Here is a 14,347-nt window from a genome sequence, read left to right as displayed (position 1 = left end):
TATTAGTAGCCCAGACCCTTCTTCGCCTCGTAGACCTTCATCGGGTCGTCAGACGCCGTGTAGAGCTTGGATTCGGTCTGAATCCACTTCGCCGGTGCCTTTTTGTCTTTCAGATAGGCTTCGAGAGCGTCGAAGGCAGGACCGGCCATGTCAGGTGTCAGTTCCACCGTCGCATTGGCTTCACCGGCGGCCATGGCCTTGAAGATGTCAGGTACGGCATCGATGGACACGACCTTGATGTCGGATCCCGGCTTCAGGCCGGCTTCCTTGATCGCCTGGATCGCGCCGACGGCCATGTCGTCATTGTGAGCGTACACGGCACAGATATCCTTGCCGCCGCCTTCGGCCTTGATGAAGCTTTCCATCACTTCCTTGCCCTTGGTACGGGTGAAGTCACCCGTCTGCGAGCGCACGATCTTGATGTTCTTGTGCGAAGCGATGGCTTCTTCGAAGCCCTTCTTACGGTTGATGGCGGGCGAAGAGCCGGTCGTGCCCTGCAATTCGACAACCTTGCAGTCCTTCGCGCCGACATCCTTGACGAGCCAGTCGCCGGCAACCTTGCCTTCGTGAACCTGATCCGAGGTGACCGCGGTCAGATAAAGATCATCCGGCGCTTCGATCTGGCGATCGAGCAGGATGACGGGGATTTTTTCTTCCTTTGCTTCCTTCAGCACGGCGTCCCAGCCGGTTGCGACGACAGGTGCGATCAGGATCGCATCGACGCCCTGCGCGATGAAGCCGCGAACGGCCTTGATCTGGTTTTCCTGCTTCTGCTGTGCGTCGGCGAATTTCAGCGTAACGCCGCGCTTTTCGGCCTGCTGCTTGGTGACAGTGGTTTCAGCGGCGCGCCATCCGGATTCGGAGCCGATCTGCGAGAAGCCGACGGTCAGCGATTGTGCGGAAACACTGGATGCAAGGCATGCGGAAACGGCGACAGTGATTGCCGCAAGAGCTTTTCTCATCTTATCCTCCCAGAAATGATGTCAGCGTGACGACGTCACTATGAGCATATAGTAATACTCTTGAAAAGGGGTTTTTTAGCGGATTTCCAATTCACGTGATGCCGATTTTATGGAGCTACAGCATTAAACTATAATAAATCAATGTCTTATTGTGTGTATTCTAATTTCTGCGCCGCGCAAAACTCGCCCGCAATATAGTCTGATCTGGCTTGACAGGCCGCGCCGCTATCTAATAGTAATACAAATAAGCAAGTCAGGTCGTGACGGAATGTGGGGCCTCGGGTCAGTTACAATCCGGCAAGGCAGGGAGGGAAGAGGCCATTGCGCAACGTCGGTATGGTCGTAAACACCGAAAAATATTCGGCTAAAGCTGAAGAACGGCTCCAGGTCACTCGTCTGGCGCTCGTCTGTCGGTTATGCGTGCTTCCGAGAAGCTGATTCCATTTTCCTTGCGCACAACATAAGCTTGTCGCATTTCGTAATATTTTACCGTTGGCCACTTCCGGCTGGAGACCGCATCATGACCAAATCCGACAATCTGCCCGCAACCCAAGGCAAGCTTCGTTCGCGCGCGTGGTTCGATAACCCCGCAAACGCTGATATGACCGCGCTTTATCTCGAGCGTTACATGAACTTCGGTCTCAGCCAGGCCGAGCTTCAGTCCGATCGCCCTATCATCGGCATCGCGCAGACCGGCTCGGACCTTTCGCCCTGCAATCGCCACCATCTGGAGCTGGCGCATCGCCTGCGCGAAGGCATTCGTGAAGCGGGCGGCATTGCCATTGAATTTCCGGTGCATCCGATCCAGGAAACCGGCAAGCGCCCGACGGCGGGTCTCGATCGCAACCTCGCCTATCTCGGCCTCGTGGAAGTGCTTTACGGCTATCCGCTCGACGGCGTTGTTCTGACCATCGGCTGCGACAAGACCACGCCTGCCTGTCTTATGGCGGCGGCCACCGTCAACATTCCGGCCATCGCCCTTTCCGTCGGCCCCATGCTGAACGGCTGGTTCCGTGGCGAGCGCACCGGTTCCGGCACCATCGTCTGGAAAGCGCGTGAACTGCTGGCCAAGGGCGAGATCGATTATCAGGGCTTCGTCAAGCTCGTCGCTTCTTCCGCACCTTCCACCGGCTATTGCAACACCATGGGCACGGCGACGACGATGAACTCGCTTGCCGAAGCACTCGGCATGCAGCTGCCCGGCTCGGCCGCCATTCCGGCGCCTTACCGCGACCGTCAGGAAATCTCCTATCTCACCGGCCTTCGCATCGTCGAAATGGTCAAGGAAGACCTTAAGCCTTCCGACATCATGACCAAGGATGCCTTCATCAACGCCATCCGCGTCAACTCGGCCATCGGTGGCTCCACCAACGCGCCGATCCATCTGAACGGCCTAGCACGCCATGTCGGCGTTGAACTGACGGTCGATGACTGGCAGACCTACGGTGAAGACGTGCCGCTGCTCGTCAACCTGCAGCCGGCCGGTGAATATCTCGGCGAGGATTATTACCATGCCGGCGGCGTTCCGGCTGTCGTCAACCAGCTGATGACCCAGGGGCTCATCATAGAAGACGCCATGACCGTGAATGGCAAAACCATCGGCGACAATTGCCGTGGTGCCATCATCGAAGACGAAAAGGTCATCCGTCCCTATGACCAGCCGCTCAAGGAGCGCGCCGGTTTCCGTGTTCTGCGCGGCAACCTGTTCTCCTCTGCCATCATGAAGACGAGCGTGATCTCGGAAGAATTCCGCAAGCGTTATCTCTCCAACCCGAACGACCCGGAAGCCTTCGAAGGCCGTGCCGTGGTGTTCGACGGTCCGGAAGATTACCATCACCGCATCGACGATCCGTCGCTGAAGATCGACGCCAACACCGTTCTCTTCATGCGCGGTGCCGGTCCGATCGGTTATCCGGGTGCGGCAGAAGTGGTGAACATGCGTGCGCCTGACTATCTCTTGAAGGAAGGCGTCAATTCGCTGCCCTGCATCGGTGACGGCCGCCAGTCCGGCACGTCTGGCAGCCCGTCCATCCTCAATGCTTCTCCGGAAGCAGCGGCAGGCGGTGGTCTGGCCATCTTGCAGACGGGCGACCGCGTTCGTATCGATGTGGGTCGTGGCAAGGCCGACATCCTGATTTCCGGCGAGGAACTGGCCAAGCGCTACGAAACGCTCTCCGCCGAGGGCGGCTTCAAGTACCCCGATCACCAGACGCCATGGCAGGAAATCCAGCGCGGCATCGTCAGCCAGATGGAAACCGGCGCGGTTCTGGAACCGGCCGTGAAGTATCAGCGCATTGCCCAGACCAAGGGTCTGCCGCGGGACAACCACTAAGGCAGGGCCGTTTACGGCTCTTTGATGGAAAGGGCTTTGCCCTTTCCATCGTCATGCCCGGACTTTGTCCAGAGCATCTGCAAATATTTGATTTTTCGATATTTTGTAAATCCTCGGGTCAAGCCCGAGGATGACGTCTCATGTGTTTAAAGTGTACTGCACGGATCGACTGTTTCACCGTGTCTGAGGCTACGCTGAACACGTTTCGGCTCAACGCCACAGTACGGGAAAACGACGTTTCAATCGCCCCGTCAGCCTGCGCTTAAAAACTTAAATCACAGGATAAAGCGACCAGAAGAACAGTTCGTATTCCTGATCACGGTCGTCATCGTTGGACTGGTCGTCCGGTCTGCGTGGCGTCCTGTCCGGCAAATCCTTCTCGACCCGCTCGTTTATGGCGGGCGTTCTTCGGCCGATGCCAAAGAGGTCAAAGGAGAGCATGTTGAACCCTGCTACCATGGCCATTTCCCTTCTTCACGCGAGTTAACAGTGCGTTAAGTTTCGCGCGTTGCCATGATTTCGTCAAGATTGACCAAGGAATTTGTCTACCATTTTTAACAACAATGGCGTGACTGACGTTCCGCCAGCACCCGATTTCGCGCAACGAACGTTTATCGGCGCTGTCAGAGACCCTTCGAGGAGGTGCCGGAATAGCCTTTTTCGGCCGCTTCCAGCGCGGAATCGGTATCTGCGGCATGGCCGAGGCTTATCAGGGCGCTTGAAACAGCGGTGATATTGGCTCGCACCGAATCCGGGTTGGCGCGCCGGCCGGTGTGATTGAGCCTTATCAGCCGTTCCGCACCGGGACCGACACCGCCCGAGACATCCGCACCTTGCTCCCTGGAAGCAGCCGCCAGAAATGCGCCGGCATCCACCGTGTCCGGCAAGATCGCTGTCGAAACCAGAGCAGACGCGTCAGTCTCCTCCACCCACGTCGGTATACCAAGGGCCTTGATGCCGTTACGAGTGGCTGTCGCCGCTCGTTCGTGGCGTTCATTGGCGGATGGCAGACCCTCTGCCTCTATCCGGTCGAGTGCCGCCTCCAGCGCATAGAATTCCAGCGGCGCAGGTGTTCCCGGGAGCGCGCCGCGGCCGGTATCGAGCCAGAGTTTCTTCTGGTCGAGAAGTGAAAGCATGGAGTTCTCAGGTGCATTGCCATGTGAAAGAAGTTTCCAGGCACTTTCGCTGACGGAGATGGCGGATAAGCCCGCCGGGCCTGCCAGCGCCTTTTGCGGGCCGATGACCGCAATATCTATGCCGAGCTGGTCAACCTCGAAGGCATGGCCGCCGATGGAAGCGACGGCATCGACGACCGTGACGATGCCTCTGTCTTTGGCGAGCGCGGCAATGGCGGGCAGGGGGTTGAGAATGCCGCTTGCGGATTCCGCGTGCACGATAGCGAGAAGATCAAAACCTGGCCCTTCGTCCAGCGCTCTCTCGACCTCGTGAAGTGATATCGGCTTTGCCGGAGCGGTGGTCAGGTTGCGAACCGTTGCGCCGCCACGCTCCAGCCAGCCCCCAAACCACGTGCCATAGGGACTAGTGACGATATTGAGCGCTCTCAGACCAGGCCGCGCGAGGCTGTTGGCCGCAGCTTCAAGCGCAAGCACTGCTTCCGCCTGTACCAGAAGCACATCGTTATTCGTGCTCATCAGCGCCGCCAGCCGGTCGGCGAGAGCGGCGTAACGGTCTGCTGGAAAGGCGGGCGGGTCGAGCAGCAATGCGTAATCCGGGGCGGGCATGTCTTATCCTTGCGTGGTGGTGGTCAGGCGCGGCGCAGCCTCGATCAGGGTTCTGGCGGTCGAGGATTGCGGCGTGGAAACGATGTTTGTTGTCCTGCCGATCTCGACGATCCGACCCGCCTCCATGATGGCGACGCGGTGGCAGACGGCGCGGATGACCGCGAGGTCGTGGGAAACGAAAATACAGGCGACGGCCGTCTCTCGCTGTATTTCGACCAGCAGTTCGAGAATTTGCCTGCGTACGGAGACATCGAGCGCTGAAACGGCCTCGTCCAGAATGAGAAGGGATGGTCTGAGTGCGATGGCTCTGGCAATTGCCACGCGCTGCCGCTGGCCGCCGGAAAGCTCGAACACCGAGCGGCCGGCATAGCTGGCGGGCAGCCCGACTCGCTCGAGAAGGCGGCGGATTTCCGCCGGGCGTTCGCGTCGTTCGACGATGCGATGAATACGCAGCGGTTCGCCTATGGCATCCTCGACGCTGGCGCGCGGGTTGAACGCGCCATGCGTATCCTGAAACACCATCTGCATATGCCGCCGCGCCGCGCGCAGTTCGCCGCCATCAAGCGCCAGCCAGTCGCGAGTTTCAAAACGGACCGTGCCTTCGTCGGCCGGGATCAGCCGCATCAGGATGCGTGCCAGTGTCGATTTTCCGCAGCCGGAGGGGCCGGCAAGCCCAAGCGTCTCGCCGGGCTGAAGCGAAAAGGATATATCGGACAGTGCTTCCACCGTGCGTGCGCCGGTCCGGTAGGTTTTCGAGAGGTTCTCTACGCTCAGAAGGGCTTCGTTCATGATGCGGCCTCATTGATCAGAGGCGGTGTCGAAAGGTCGAGATAGTCGGAGAGCAGTGCGCGCGTATAGTCGTGCGCAGGCGCGGATAACACCCGCCTGGTGGTGCCGTGCTCCACCAGCCGTCCGGCATGCAGAACGGCGATCTCGTCGGCAAGGCCGGACGCAAGACCAATATCATGGGTGATGAAGACCAGCGTTCTTTCTTCTTCACGCACCAGCCCATCCAGCAGTGCGGCAATGGCGGCCTGGCTTACCGTGTCGAGCGCGCTTGTCGCCTCGTCGGCGATCAGGATTGCGGGGTGCGCGGCAATGGCGGCTGCAATCGCCACACGCTGTCTTTGCCCGCCGGAAAGCTGGTGCGGATAGGCGCCGAGGAGATGGGTGGGATGCGGCAACCGCACCCGTTCCAGAAGATCGCGGGCAAGATCTCGTGCCTGCTTCCATGAAAGGCCCAGATGCCGCACAGCGCCTTCCGCCACCTGTTCACCGATGGTGAGAACCGGGTTCAGCGTCGCACCGGTATCCTGAAAAATATAGCCTATATCGCGACCCGGCTGCGGCCTGTCTGTGAAAAGACCGCTGTCGCGGCTCCAGGAAATATCGCCGGAAACCCGTGCGCTCACAGGCAGAAGCCCGGCAATTGCCTTGGCGAGCGTCGATTTGCCCGAACCGCTTTCGCCGATGATCGCCAGCCTTTGTCCCTGCCGGATCGTCAGCGAAATATCCTGCAGCGCCGGTCCGTCGCCGGCCGCATAGCGGACGCTGAGATCGTCGATCCTGCAGAGTGCATTGCCGCTCATGGCGTTTCTTTCCTCGTCGCCATCGCTTTGTTGATTCCCTCCGCGAGAAGATAGACGCCGAGAACCGTGACCAGAAGACCGATGCCGGGGATGACGGAGAGAAACGCCGCCGAGCGCAGGACGTTGCGTCCTTCCGCGATCATCGAACCCCAGGTGACGATATTCGGATCGCCGAGGCCGAGGAAGGACAATGCCGCCTCGGTTAGGACAGCGGCGGCGACGATGATGGCGGCGAGCGCCAGAACCGGCGGCAGCGCATTGGGAAGTATTTGCCGAAACGCGATCTCCAGCGGATACATGCCGATGGCGCGGGCGGACTGCACGTAATCCCGCTCGCGGATACTCAACACCTGCGCCCGCATCAGCCGCGCTGGATCCGCCCAGGCGCCAAGCGCAATCGCAAGGATGACGATGGGCATGGATGGGCCGATGGTGCTGACGAAGGCGAGCGCCAGAAGGAAATTCGGCACGATCTGGAAGGCGTCGGTAACACGCATCAGCGCCTCATCCACGAGGCCACCGGCAAATCCGGCAATTGTGCCGACGACGGTGCCGATCATGAGGGCGGCAGCGGCAGCGCCGATGCCGACGAGCAGGGATGCCTGCGCACCGTGGGCAAGTCCCGCCAGTACATCGCGGCCCAACCGGTCGGTGCCGAGGGGGAAGGCGGCGTCGGAGAAGGGCGCGATGAGCGGCTCACCGACGATCGACAGCGGGTCACCGGGAAACAGAAGGGGAGCGGCGAGCGCCGTCACAGCTAGCAGTGTCAGGATGATGGCACCTGCCGCACCTTCGAAACTGCGCAGGAGCCGGAGGGTGAAACTCATGTCTGTTGCTCCCCGCTGCCGATGCGCGGATCGAACACGGCATAGAGAATATCAACGACGAGATTGATCAGGATAACGAAAACGGCGCTTGTCAGAATAATGCCCATCAAGAGCGGTGTGTCGCGGCCGCTGACGGCTTCCTGCGCAAGCCGGCCAAAACCGGGAATGGCAAAAACGCTCTCGATCACCACGCTGCCGCCGAGCATGGTTGCCGCTTGCAGGCCAAGCACGGTGACGAGGGGCAGTGCGGCGTTGCGTGCGACATGGCGCAGCACGATCCGCCGTCTCGAAAGCCCCTTGGCCTTGGCGAAGAGCACGAAATCCAGCGGCCAGACCGCCGCCATGGCAGTACGCATGACGCGCAGGAAAAGCGCCAGATAGATCAGCCCGAGACTGGCGACCGGCAGGACAAGATGGCGGGCAATATCGAGCGCCCGTACAAATCCCTGTTTTCCGGACGCGATGGTTTCGATGCCGGATGTTGGCAGCCACCTCAGTTGCACGGCAAAGACGATGGCGAGCACAAGGCCGAGCCAGAAGCCCGGCGTGGCGTAAAGCGCCAGCGACAGGGCCGAGAGTACCCGGTCGGTCAACCCGCCGGGACGGGCGCCCGCCAGGATGCCGAGCGCGGTGCCGATGATGAAAGCAAGTGCGGTGGCACTACCCATCAGGAGCAGCGTGTTCGGCAGCCGTTCGAGGATTAGCCCCAGCACCGGTCGGTCAAACGCAAGCGACCAGCCGAAATCAAGTCGCAGCACCGAGCTGGCGTAAAGCCAGAAGCGGGCCAACACCGAACCGTTCAGACCATATTGCTCGCGCAGGGCATCCCGCAGTCCGGCGTCGCCGCCGCCGATGGAGACGAGATAGGCGTCAACCGCGTCACCGGATGCGTTTTCAAGCAGCACGAAGGTAAAGACCAGAACGATCAGCAGCACTGGAATGGCGCTGATCACCCTTCGCCGTAGCAATGTCGCCGCGCGCCTCACGGCGCTTCCTCAGGTGCCGACCACCGTATCCGCCCAGTTGGAAACGGCCCAGCGTGGATTGCTGGCGACGTGTTTGACAGTATCGCGCGCAACCGTGATGAAACCCCATTCGGCGACATTGATCAGCGGCAGATCGGCGGCGATCTTTTTCTGGAAATCCTTGTAGAGTACCGTGCGGGCTGCCGTATCCACGGTTTCCGCCGCCTTGTCGATCAGTGCATCGAGCGCCTTGTTCTCATAGCCTCCCTGATTGGAGAAGCCGACGCCGGCTGGAATGCCGGAGCGCACGAGAATGGTGGTGGAGATCGCCGGATCGCCACGGAAGACCGGGGGCGCGATGGCGAGATCGAAGGCATGGTCTGTATAGACGGCCTTCTGGTGCGCGGCGGCATCATTGTTGACCAGCTCAGCATCGATGCCGATTTCCTGTAGCGCCTGGCGAAGATAGGAACCGAATTGCTTGGTTTCATTGAAGTAGGGCGCCGGCAGAAGCTTCAGTGAAAACCGCGTTCCGGTCGCTCCGCGTGCATAACCCGCCTCGTCCAGCAGGGCGTTCGCCTTGGCGACATCGAAATCGTATGTCTCGACGTCTCCCGTGTAAAACTGGGGTGCATTTTTTGGTACGGGGCCGGTCGATGCTGTGGCGTAACCGAGGAAGACCTTGTCGATGACGAATTTCTTGTCGATGGCGTGGGCGATCGCCTTCCTGACCTTGAGGTCGGCCAGCTCCTTGCGGCGGTGGTTGATTTCCACGACGAGCTGATAGGTGAGGGCTTCGTAACCCTCCGGGATGACCTTGATGCCCGGCTCCTTCGCGATGCGGGCAAGATCGGCAAGCGGCACGGCGGAAAAGGCCGCGAGGTGGATTTCTTCGGCTTCAAGCGCAGAAGCGGCGCCCGCGCGGTCGGGCAGAACGCGATAGATGATCTCATCGAGTTGCGGCTGGTTCTTGCCCCAGTAATTGGGATTGCGGGTCAGGCGGTAATATTCGCCGGGCTTATATTCCGCAAAAACGAAAGGTCCGGTGCCGACTGGTTTCGTATTGGCCGGATTGGTGGCGATATCGCTGCCTTCATAAAGGTGTTTCGGCACGACGCTGGTGACAACCGGCAAAGCGTTGCGGATGAGCTGGAAGGGTGTCGGCTTGGAAAAGCGGAAAATGGCCGTGTGGTCATCAGGCGTATCCACTCTTTCAAGATTGGCAAAGACCAGCCGCCCAAGGTTTTGCAGCGGCTTCCAAACCGAAAGTGCGGAAAAGGCCACATCTGCGGAGGTGAAGGGTTTGCCGTCATGCCAGGTCACGCCTTCGCGCAGTTTGAACGTGGCACTCAAACCGTCCTCCGATCCATGCCATTCCGTCGCAAGCCTTGGTTCCAGCCCGTCCCTGCCATTGAAGGAGGCTTCCGCCAGCGGCTCAACGATCTTGCTCGAGATATAGAACACGCCGTTGGAGGCAACGATGGCCGGGTTGAGGTTCTTCGGCTCCGAATCAGCCGCAACGATCAACCGCCCACCGGGCTTTGACTGCTGCGCGGCGGCAATGCCCGCAAGTCCGGTGGTTGCGGCAAGAAGGAGCGAGGTCTTGAGAAGCGAGCGGCGGGACAGGTGGACAGGCGACATGAGGTTCACTCCGGAATGAGGGCGGGCGGGCCTTTCCGCTGGGCCGCGGCCTGCCCGATCTTAAGACTGCAACCGCAGCAGTGTCCACGTTAATTCACGGGCTTTACAGCAATGATTTTACGTTGCGCGACCGCTTGCGGAAACAATATGCTTCAAGGTGCCACTCCCCTTTTCTTAAGCCGTTCCCGTTGCCGTAAAACGGCGATGAAAAACTGATTTAACGCAATAAATATAGAGGCTTGGAGTGCCGATTCCTTGCTGGTGCATGTCACGTCTCACCTGTGGCTAAAGCGAAATTCTGCCTGCGTGACCCGGTTTGGAAAGGGGTAATTAACCTTTATTTTCTATTTCAGGGAGACCGAAATATGTACGTTTATGATGAGTGTGCACGCTGCCATGAGCTTCTCCCGATCCAGATTCCAGAATTCGTCCAATAGCGTAGGGGAGGGGAGCGATAAGGCTCGTCATGCCGGCGGCAAGGCCGTTGCCGGTCAGGAGCAGGCCGCGGCAATGAAGGCGGGTGTTGCGCCCCGGCCGAATGCCGATGTCAGTGCTGCCGACGCCATCGAAGGCCGCGCTGAAATGCCGGGCTGGCAGAATGCTTTCGTGCTTGGCCCGAATGTGCGTTTCACCCGTACGCCGGAAAGCGCCTTTAGCCGGCGCATGCCGGTCGAGACGCCGCATCTTGCGGAAGAGGAGGCACCCACCGACATCCTGTCTGAAACTGCCGAGCCTGAGATGGTCGTGCAGCCGGAGGCTGCTGTACAGGAGCCTGCACTTGCGACGGTCGTAAAGTCGCCGGAGCCGCGCATTCAACCGCCACGCATGCCGTTTCTGCCGCAGCCGCCGGATGCGCGGGGCGCAAGGGCGCTGACCTACAAATTGCGACTGGAGCTTGCGCGCAAACAGGCGGAAGAAGCCGCTGCAGCAGCGCTGATGCCGCCTCAGCCGGTTGACGCAGCCGCCGTCTTCGAAGCGCCGGTACCGGGAACCGATTCACCTGTTCAGCCGCTGCCCGCCGCGTCGGTTGCATCTGTCGAACAGGTTGCAACGCCGCAGGCATCCATTCCCGCCTTTGCCGCGCATCTGCCGGATGAGCTTTTCTGGGAAGTGATGACGCTCGATCTGCCGGATGACGCCGGCGAAGGCCTTCCCGCATCTGCGCGCACCGTTCTCGCAAACCCGTTGCTGACAGCGCCTGCGATTGCCCCGACGCTGGCATCCGCATCTCCGGTCGCTCCGGCAATCCGGCTTTCGGCCGTACCGCCCGTCATCAGGATTCCGGGTGGTTCAGCGATCAGGCTTTACCGCGAAATCGGCGTGCATCATCCTGCAATTCCAGCCCCAACTCAGGTCGTTGAACCAGAGGTCGCTCCGCAGCCGGTCGTGGAGACGGTCGCAGTTGCTGAGCCGCAGAGGCCTGTTGAGCAGGTTCAGCTGGCGGAAAGAATCGTTGCCGAGCCGCGTTTCACGCCCCGCGCGCCCATCCAGGCCTCGCAGCCTATGTTCCGGGAAGCGCCGGTCTTTGCAGACGGCGAATATGAATACCCCTCCATCGATCTTCTGCAGCAGGCTCGCGTCCAGCAGACCACGACCATGACGCCGGAGGCGCTCGAGCAAAGCGCCGGCCTGCTGGAAAGCGTGCTGGAGGATTTCGGCATCAAGGGTGAGATCATCGATGTGCGCCCCGGCCCAGTTGTGACGCTTTACGAATTCGAGCCCGCCCCCGGCGTGAAGTCCTCGCGCGTTATCGGCCTGTCGGACGATATCGCCCGCTCGATGTCGGCGCTCTCGGCGCGTGTCGCCGTCGTGCCCGGCCGCAATGTCATCGGTATCGAGCTTCCCAATCCGGTGCGCGAAACGGTCTATCTGCGCGAGCTTATCGAAGCGACCGATTACAGCGAGACCCGCCAGAAGCTGGCCCTTTGCCTTGGCAAGACCATTGGCGGCGAACCTGTCATCGCCGAACTGGCGAAGATGCCGCATCTGCTCGTTGCCGGTACCACCGGTTCGGGCAAGTCGGTCGCCATCAACACCATGATTCTGTCGCTGCTCTACCGGTTGAAGCCGGAGGAATGCCGGCTGATCATGGTCGATCCCAAGATGCTCGAGCTTTCGGTCTATGACGGCATTCCGCATCTTCTGACCCCTGTCGTCACCGATCCGAAGAAGGCGGTCATGGCACTGAAATGGGCCGTACGCGAAATGGAAGACCGCTATCGCAAGATGTCGCGTCTCGGTGTGCGCAATATCGACGGTTACAACGCAAGGGCCGCTGCCGCCCGCGCCAAAGGGGAGACGGTGTTCTGCAACGTGCAGACCGGCTTCGACCGCGCAACCGGCGAAGCTGTCTACGAGCAGGAGGAAATGGACCTCACCGCCATGCCCTATATCGTCGTCATCGTCGACGAGATGGCCGACCTGATGATGGTCGCAGGCAAGGAGATCGAAGGCGCGATCCAGCGTCTTGCGCAGATGGCGCGCGCTGCCGGTATCCATCTCATCATGGCCACCCAACGCCCCTCGGTCGATGTCATCACCGGCACGATCAAGGCCAACTTCCCCACCCGCATTTCCTTCCAGGTGACCTCGAAGATCGACAGCCGCACCATCCTTGGCGAACAGGGTGCCGAACATCTGCTCGGCCAGGGCGACATGCTGCACATGATGGGTGGCGGCCGCATCTCCCGTGTCCACGGTCCGTTCGTGTCGGACGAGGAAGTGGAAAAAGTCGTGGCGCATCTGAAGACCCAAGGTCGGCCTGAATATCTCGGCACCGTTACGGAAGACGCCGACGAGGCTGACGACGAGGCGGAAGAGGAAACGGCGGTCTTCGACAAGACATCGATGGGCGACGACGATAGCGACGATCTCTATGAAAAGGCCGTTAAGGTAGTGATGCGCGACAAGAAATGCTCCACCTCCTATATCCAGCGCCGCCTGTCGATTGGATACAATCGTGCCGCCTCCCTGGTCGAGCGCATGGAGCAGGAAGGCATTGTCGGTCCCGCCAACCATGTCGGCAAGCGCGCCATCATCGCCGGTGAGCGCGACACCTACGAGGCGATTGGCGGCGACGACTGATTGATCCATTCGGGGCGCGATATTCGATTGCAAAAACGCGCCCCGTGACTAGCTTGTGCGGCATGGATTCTGGAATCGGGAGGTTCCCCTGATGTCGCACAGCAATGAAAATGTCACCGTCCTCGCAAGGCTGGATGAACTGGAGCGGTTTTGCCGTTCCGTTTTCCTGGCTGTCGGCACCGATGATGAAACCGCCGATGCGGCGACCCGCGCCATGATGCATGGCACACGGCTGGGCGTAGACAGCCACGGCGTTCGGCTTCTTGCTCACTACATCGCAGGACTTGAAGGCGGGCGTCTCAATCCGCGGCCGCAGATCAGCCGCGTGTCCGGTTTCGGCGCGGTGGAGACGATCGATGCCGACCATGCCCATGGCGCCCGCGCTACCTATGCGGCCATGGACAGCGCCATGGCGCTTGCTGGGAAATTCGGCATCGGCGCCGTTGCGATCAGGAATTCCTCGCATTTCGGCCCGGCCGGCGCTTACGTGCTGGAGGCGGCGCGGCAGGGGTATATCGGCATTGCCTTTTGCAACTCCGACAGTTTCGTGCGCCTGCATGACGGCGCGATGCGTTTCCACGGCACCAACCCCATTGCAGTCGGCGTGCCGGCAGCCGATGACATGCCCTGGCTTCTGGACATGGCCACCAGCGCCGTGCCCTATAACCGGGTTCTGCTTTACCGCAGCCTGGAACAGCAATTGCCGGAAGGAGTTGCGTCTGATGGCGACGGTATCGACACGCAGAACCCCAATGCCGTTGAAATGCTGGCTCCGCTGGGCGGTGCCTTCGGTTTCAAGGGAGCGGCGCTTGCGGGAATGGTGGAAATCTTTAGCGCCGTTCTCAGCGGCATGAAGCTCAGTTTCGATATCGCCCCAATGTCGGGGCCTGATTTTTCCAAGCCGCGCGGGCTTGGGGCCTTCGTCCTGGCGTTGAAGCCGGAAGCCTTCCTTGAACGCGAAGTGTTCGACGAGGGCATGAAACGCTATCTCGAGGTACTGCGGGGATCGCCAGCGCGGGAGGACTGCAAGGTCATGGCGCCGGGCGATCGGGAATGGGCGGTAGCGGCAAAGCGGGAGAGGGAAGGCGCGCCTGTCGATCCCGTCACGCGTGCTGCGTTTTCGGAACTTGCGGCAAAATTCTCGATCATTCCGCCAGCATATCACTAAGACGGGGCCTGTCGGTGACGGCGGCTTGCCACCGCCA

11 protein-coding genes are annotated in these 14,347 nt (G+C 60.5%); 3 read left to right on the top strand and 8 right to left on the bottom strand.

Annotated features, from left to right (window positions below; genetic code table 11):
* Window positions 1-2: 2 nt before the first annotated feature.
* Window positions 3-962, bottom strand: a complete 960-nt coding sequence (gene ytfQ, locus ASD46_RS11230) for a galactofuranose ABC transporter, galactofuranose-binding protein YtfQ (protein WP_003510698.1) — start codon at window positions 960-962, stop codon at window positions 3-5.
* 520 nt (window positions 963-1,482) lie between these two features.
* Between ytfQ and ASD46_RS11225 the strand changes: the two genes are divergently transcribed.
* Window positions 1,483-3,294, top strand: a complete 1,812-nt coding sequence (locus tag ASD46_RS11225) for an IlvD/Edd family dehydratase (protein WP_025595761.1) — start codon at window positions 1,483-1,485, stop codon at window positions 3,292-3,294.
* Window positions 3,295-3,564: 270 nt separating this feature from the next.
* Here ASD46_RS11225 and ASD46_RS11220 read toward each other — a convergent pair whose 3' ends face one another.
* From ASD46_RS11220 to ASD46_RS11190, 7 genes are all read right to left on the bottom strand, one after another.
* On the bottom strand, window positions 3,565-3,759 hold the full coding sequence (locus ASD46_RS11220; RefSeq protein ID WP_025595763.1) for a hypothetical protein: 195 nt from the start codon (window positions 3,757-3,759) through the stop codon (window positions 3,565-3,567).
* A gap of 158 nt (window positions 3,760-3,917) precedes the next feature.
* Window positions 3,918-5,036 (bottom strand): pyridoxal-phosphate-dependent aminotransferase family protein, encoded by a 1,119-nt coding sequence (locus ASD46_RS11215; RefSeq protein WP_060642273.1) that lies wholly within the window; start codon window positions 5,034-5,036, stop codon window positions 3,918-3,920.
* A 3-nt stretch (window positions 5,037-5,039) separates the two neighbouring features.
* The gene (locus ASD46_RS11210; RefSeq protein WP_060642272.1) at window positions 5,040-5,825 is read right to left on the bottom strand and encodes an ABC transporter ATP-binding protein; all 786 of its coding nucleotides are present in this window, start codon (window positions 5,823-5,825) and stop codon (window positions 5,040-5,042) included.
* Window positions 5,822-6,625, bottom strand: coding sequence for an ABC transporter ATP-binding protein (locus ASD46_RS11205; RefSeq protein ID WP_019564598.1), 804 nt, complete (start codon window positions 6,623-6,625; stop codon window positions 5,822-5,824). The genes ASD46_RS11210 and ASD46_RS11205 overlap by 4 nt, the downstream gene beginning before the upstream one ends.
* The gene (locus ASD46_RS11200; RefSeq protein ID WP_013761490.1) at window positions 6,622-7,452 is read right to left on the bottom strand and encodes an ABC transporter permease; all 831 of its coding nucleotides are present in this window, start codon (window positions 7,450-7,452) and stop codon (window positions 6,622-6,624) included. Before ASD46_RS11200 ends, ASD46_RS11205 begins: the two co-directional genes overlap by 4 nt.
* Window positions 7,449-8,438: an ABC transporter permease gene (locus ASD46_RS11195; RefSeq protein ID WP_013761489.1), complete on the bottom strand. Its 990-nt coding sequence runs from the start codon at window positions 8,436-8,438 to the stop codon at window positions 7,449-7,451. The genes ASD46_RS11200 and ASD46_RS11195 overlap by 4 nt, the downstream gene beginning before the upstream one ends.
* Before the next feature lie 9 nt (window positions 8,439-8,447).
* Window positions 8,448-10,058 (bottom strand): ABC transporter substrate-binding protein, encoded by a 1,611-nt coding sequence (locus ASD46_RS11190; RefSeq protein WP_025595769.1) that lies wholly within the window; start codon window positions 10,056-10,058, stop codon window positions 8,448-8,450.
* Window positions 10,059-10,433: 375 nt separating this feature from the next.
* Between ASD46_RS11190 and ASD46_RS11185 the strand changes: the two genes are divergently transcribed.
* Window positions 10,434-13,142 carry a DNA translocase FtsK gene (locus ASD46_RS11185; protein WP_013761487.1) on the top strand — a complete coding sequence of 903 codons (2,709 nt, stop codon included), beginning with the start codon at window positions 10,434-10,436 and terminating at the stop codon, window positions 13,140-13,142.
* 91 nt (window positions 13,143-13,233) lie between these two features.
* A complete protein-coding gene (locus ASD46_RS11180) occupies window positions 13,234-14,310 on the top strand; it encodes an Ldh family oxidoreductase (protein WP_003510674.1) in 1,077 nt (358 codons plus the stop codon).
* Window positions 14,311-14,347: the final 37 nt, after the last annotated feature.

Source organism: Rhizobium sp. Root491 (assembly GCF_001427205.1).
In the GTDB taxonomy this organism is placed as follows: domain Bacteria; phylum Pseudomonadota; class Alphaproteobacteria; order Rhizobiales; family Rhizobiaceae; genus Agrobacterium; species Agrobacterium tumefaciens.
This window is presented reverse-complemented; position numbering and strand designations above follow the sequence as displayed.

Coding starts and splice junctions, on each gene's coding strand:
- ytfQ (WP_003510698.1), bottom strand. CDS start 962: ATGAGAAAAGCTCTTGCGGCAATCACTGTCGCCGTTTCCGCATGCCTT.
- ASD46_RS11225 (WP_025595761.1), top strand. CDS start 1,483: ATGACCAAATCCGACAATCTGCCCGCAACCCAAGGCAAGCTTCGTTCG.
- ASD46_RS11220 (WP_025595763.1), bottom strand. CDS start 3,759: ATGGCCATGGTAGCAGGGTTCAACATGCTCTCCTTTGACCTCTTTGGC.
- ASD46_RS11215 (WP_060642273.1), bottom strand. CDS start 5,036: ATGCCCGCCCCGGATTACGCATTGCTGCTCGACCCGCCCGCCTTTCCA.
- ASD46_RS11210 (WP_060642272.1), bottom strand. CDS start 5,825: ATGAACGAAGCCCTTCTGAGCGTAGAGAACCTCTCGAAAACCTACCGG.
- ASD46_RS11205 (WP_019564598.1), bottom strand. CDS start 6,625: ATGAGCGGCAATGCACTCTGCAGGATCGACGATCTCAGCGTCCGCTAT.
- ASD46_RS11200 (WP_013761490.1), bottom strand. CDS start 7,452: ATGAGTTTCACCCTCCGGCTCCTGCGCAGTTTCGAAGGTGCGGCAGGT.
- ASD46_RS11190 (WP_025595769.1), bottom strand. CDS start 10,058: ATGTCGCCTGTCCACCTGTCCCGCCGCTCGCTTCTCAAGACCTCGCTC.
- ASD46_RS11185 (WP_013761487.1), top strand. CDS start 10,434: ATGATGAGTGTGCACGCTGCCATGAGCTTCTCCCGATCCAGATTCCAG.
- ASD46_RS11180 (WP_003510674.1), top strand. CDS start 13,234: ATGTCGCACAGCAATGAAAATGTCACCGTCCTCGCAAGGCTGGATGAA.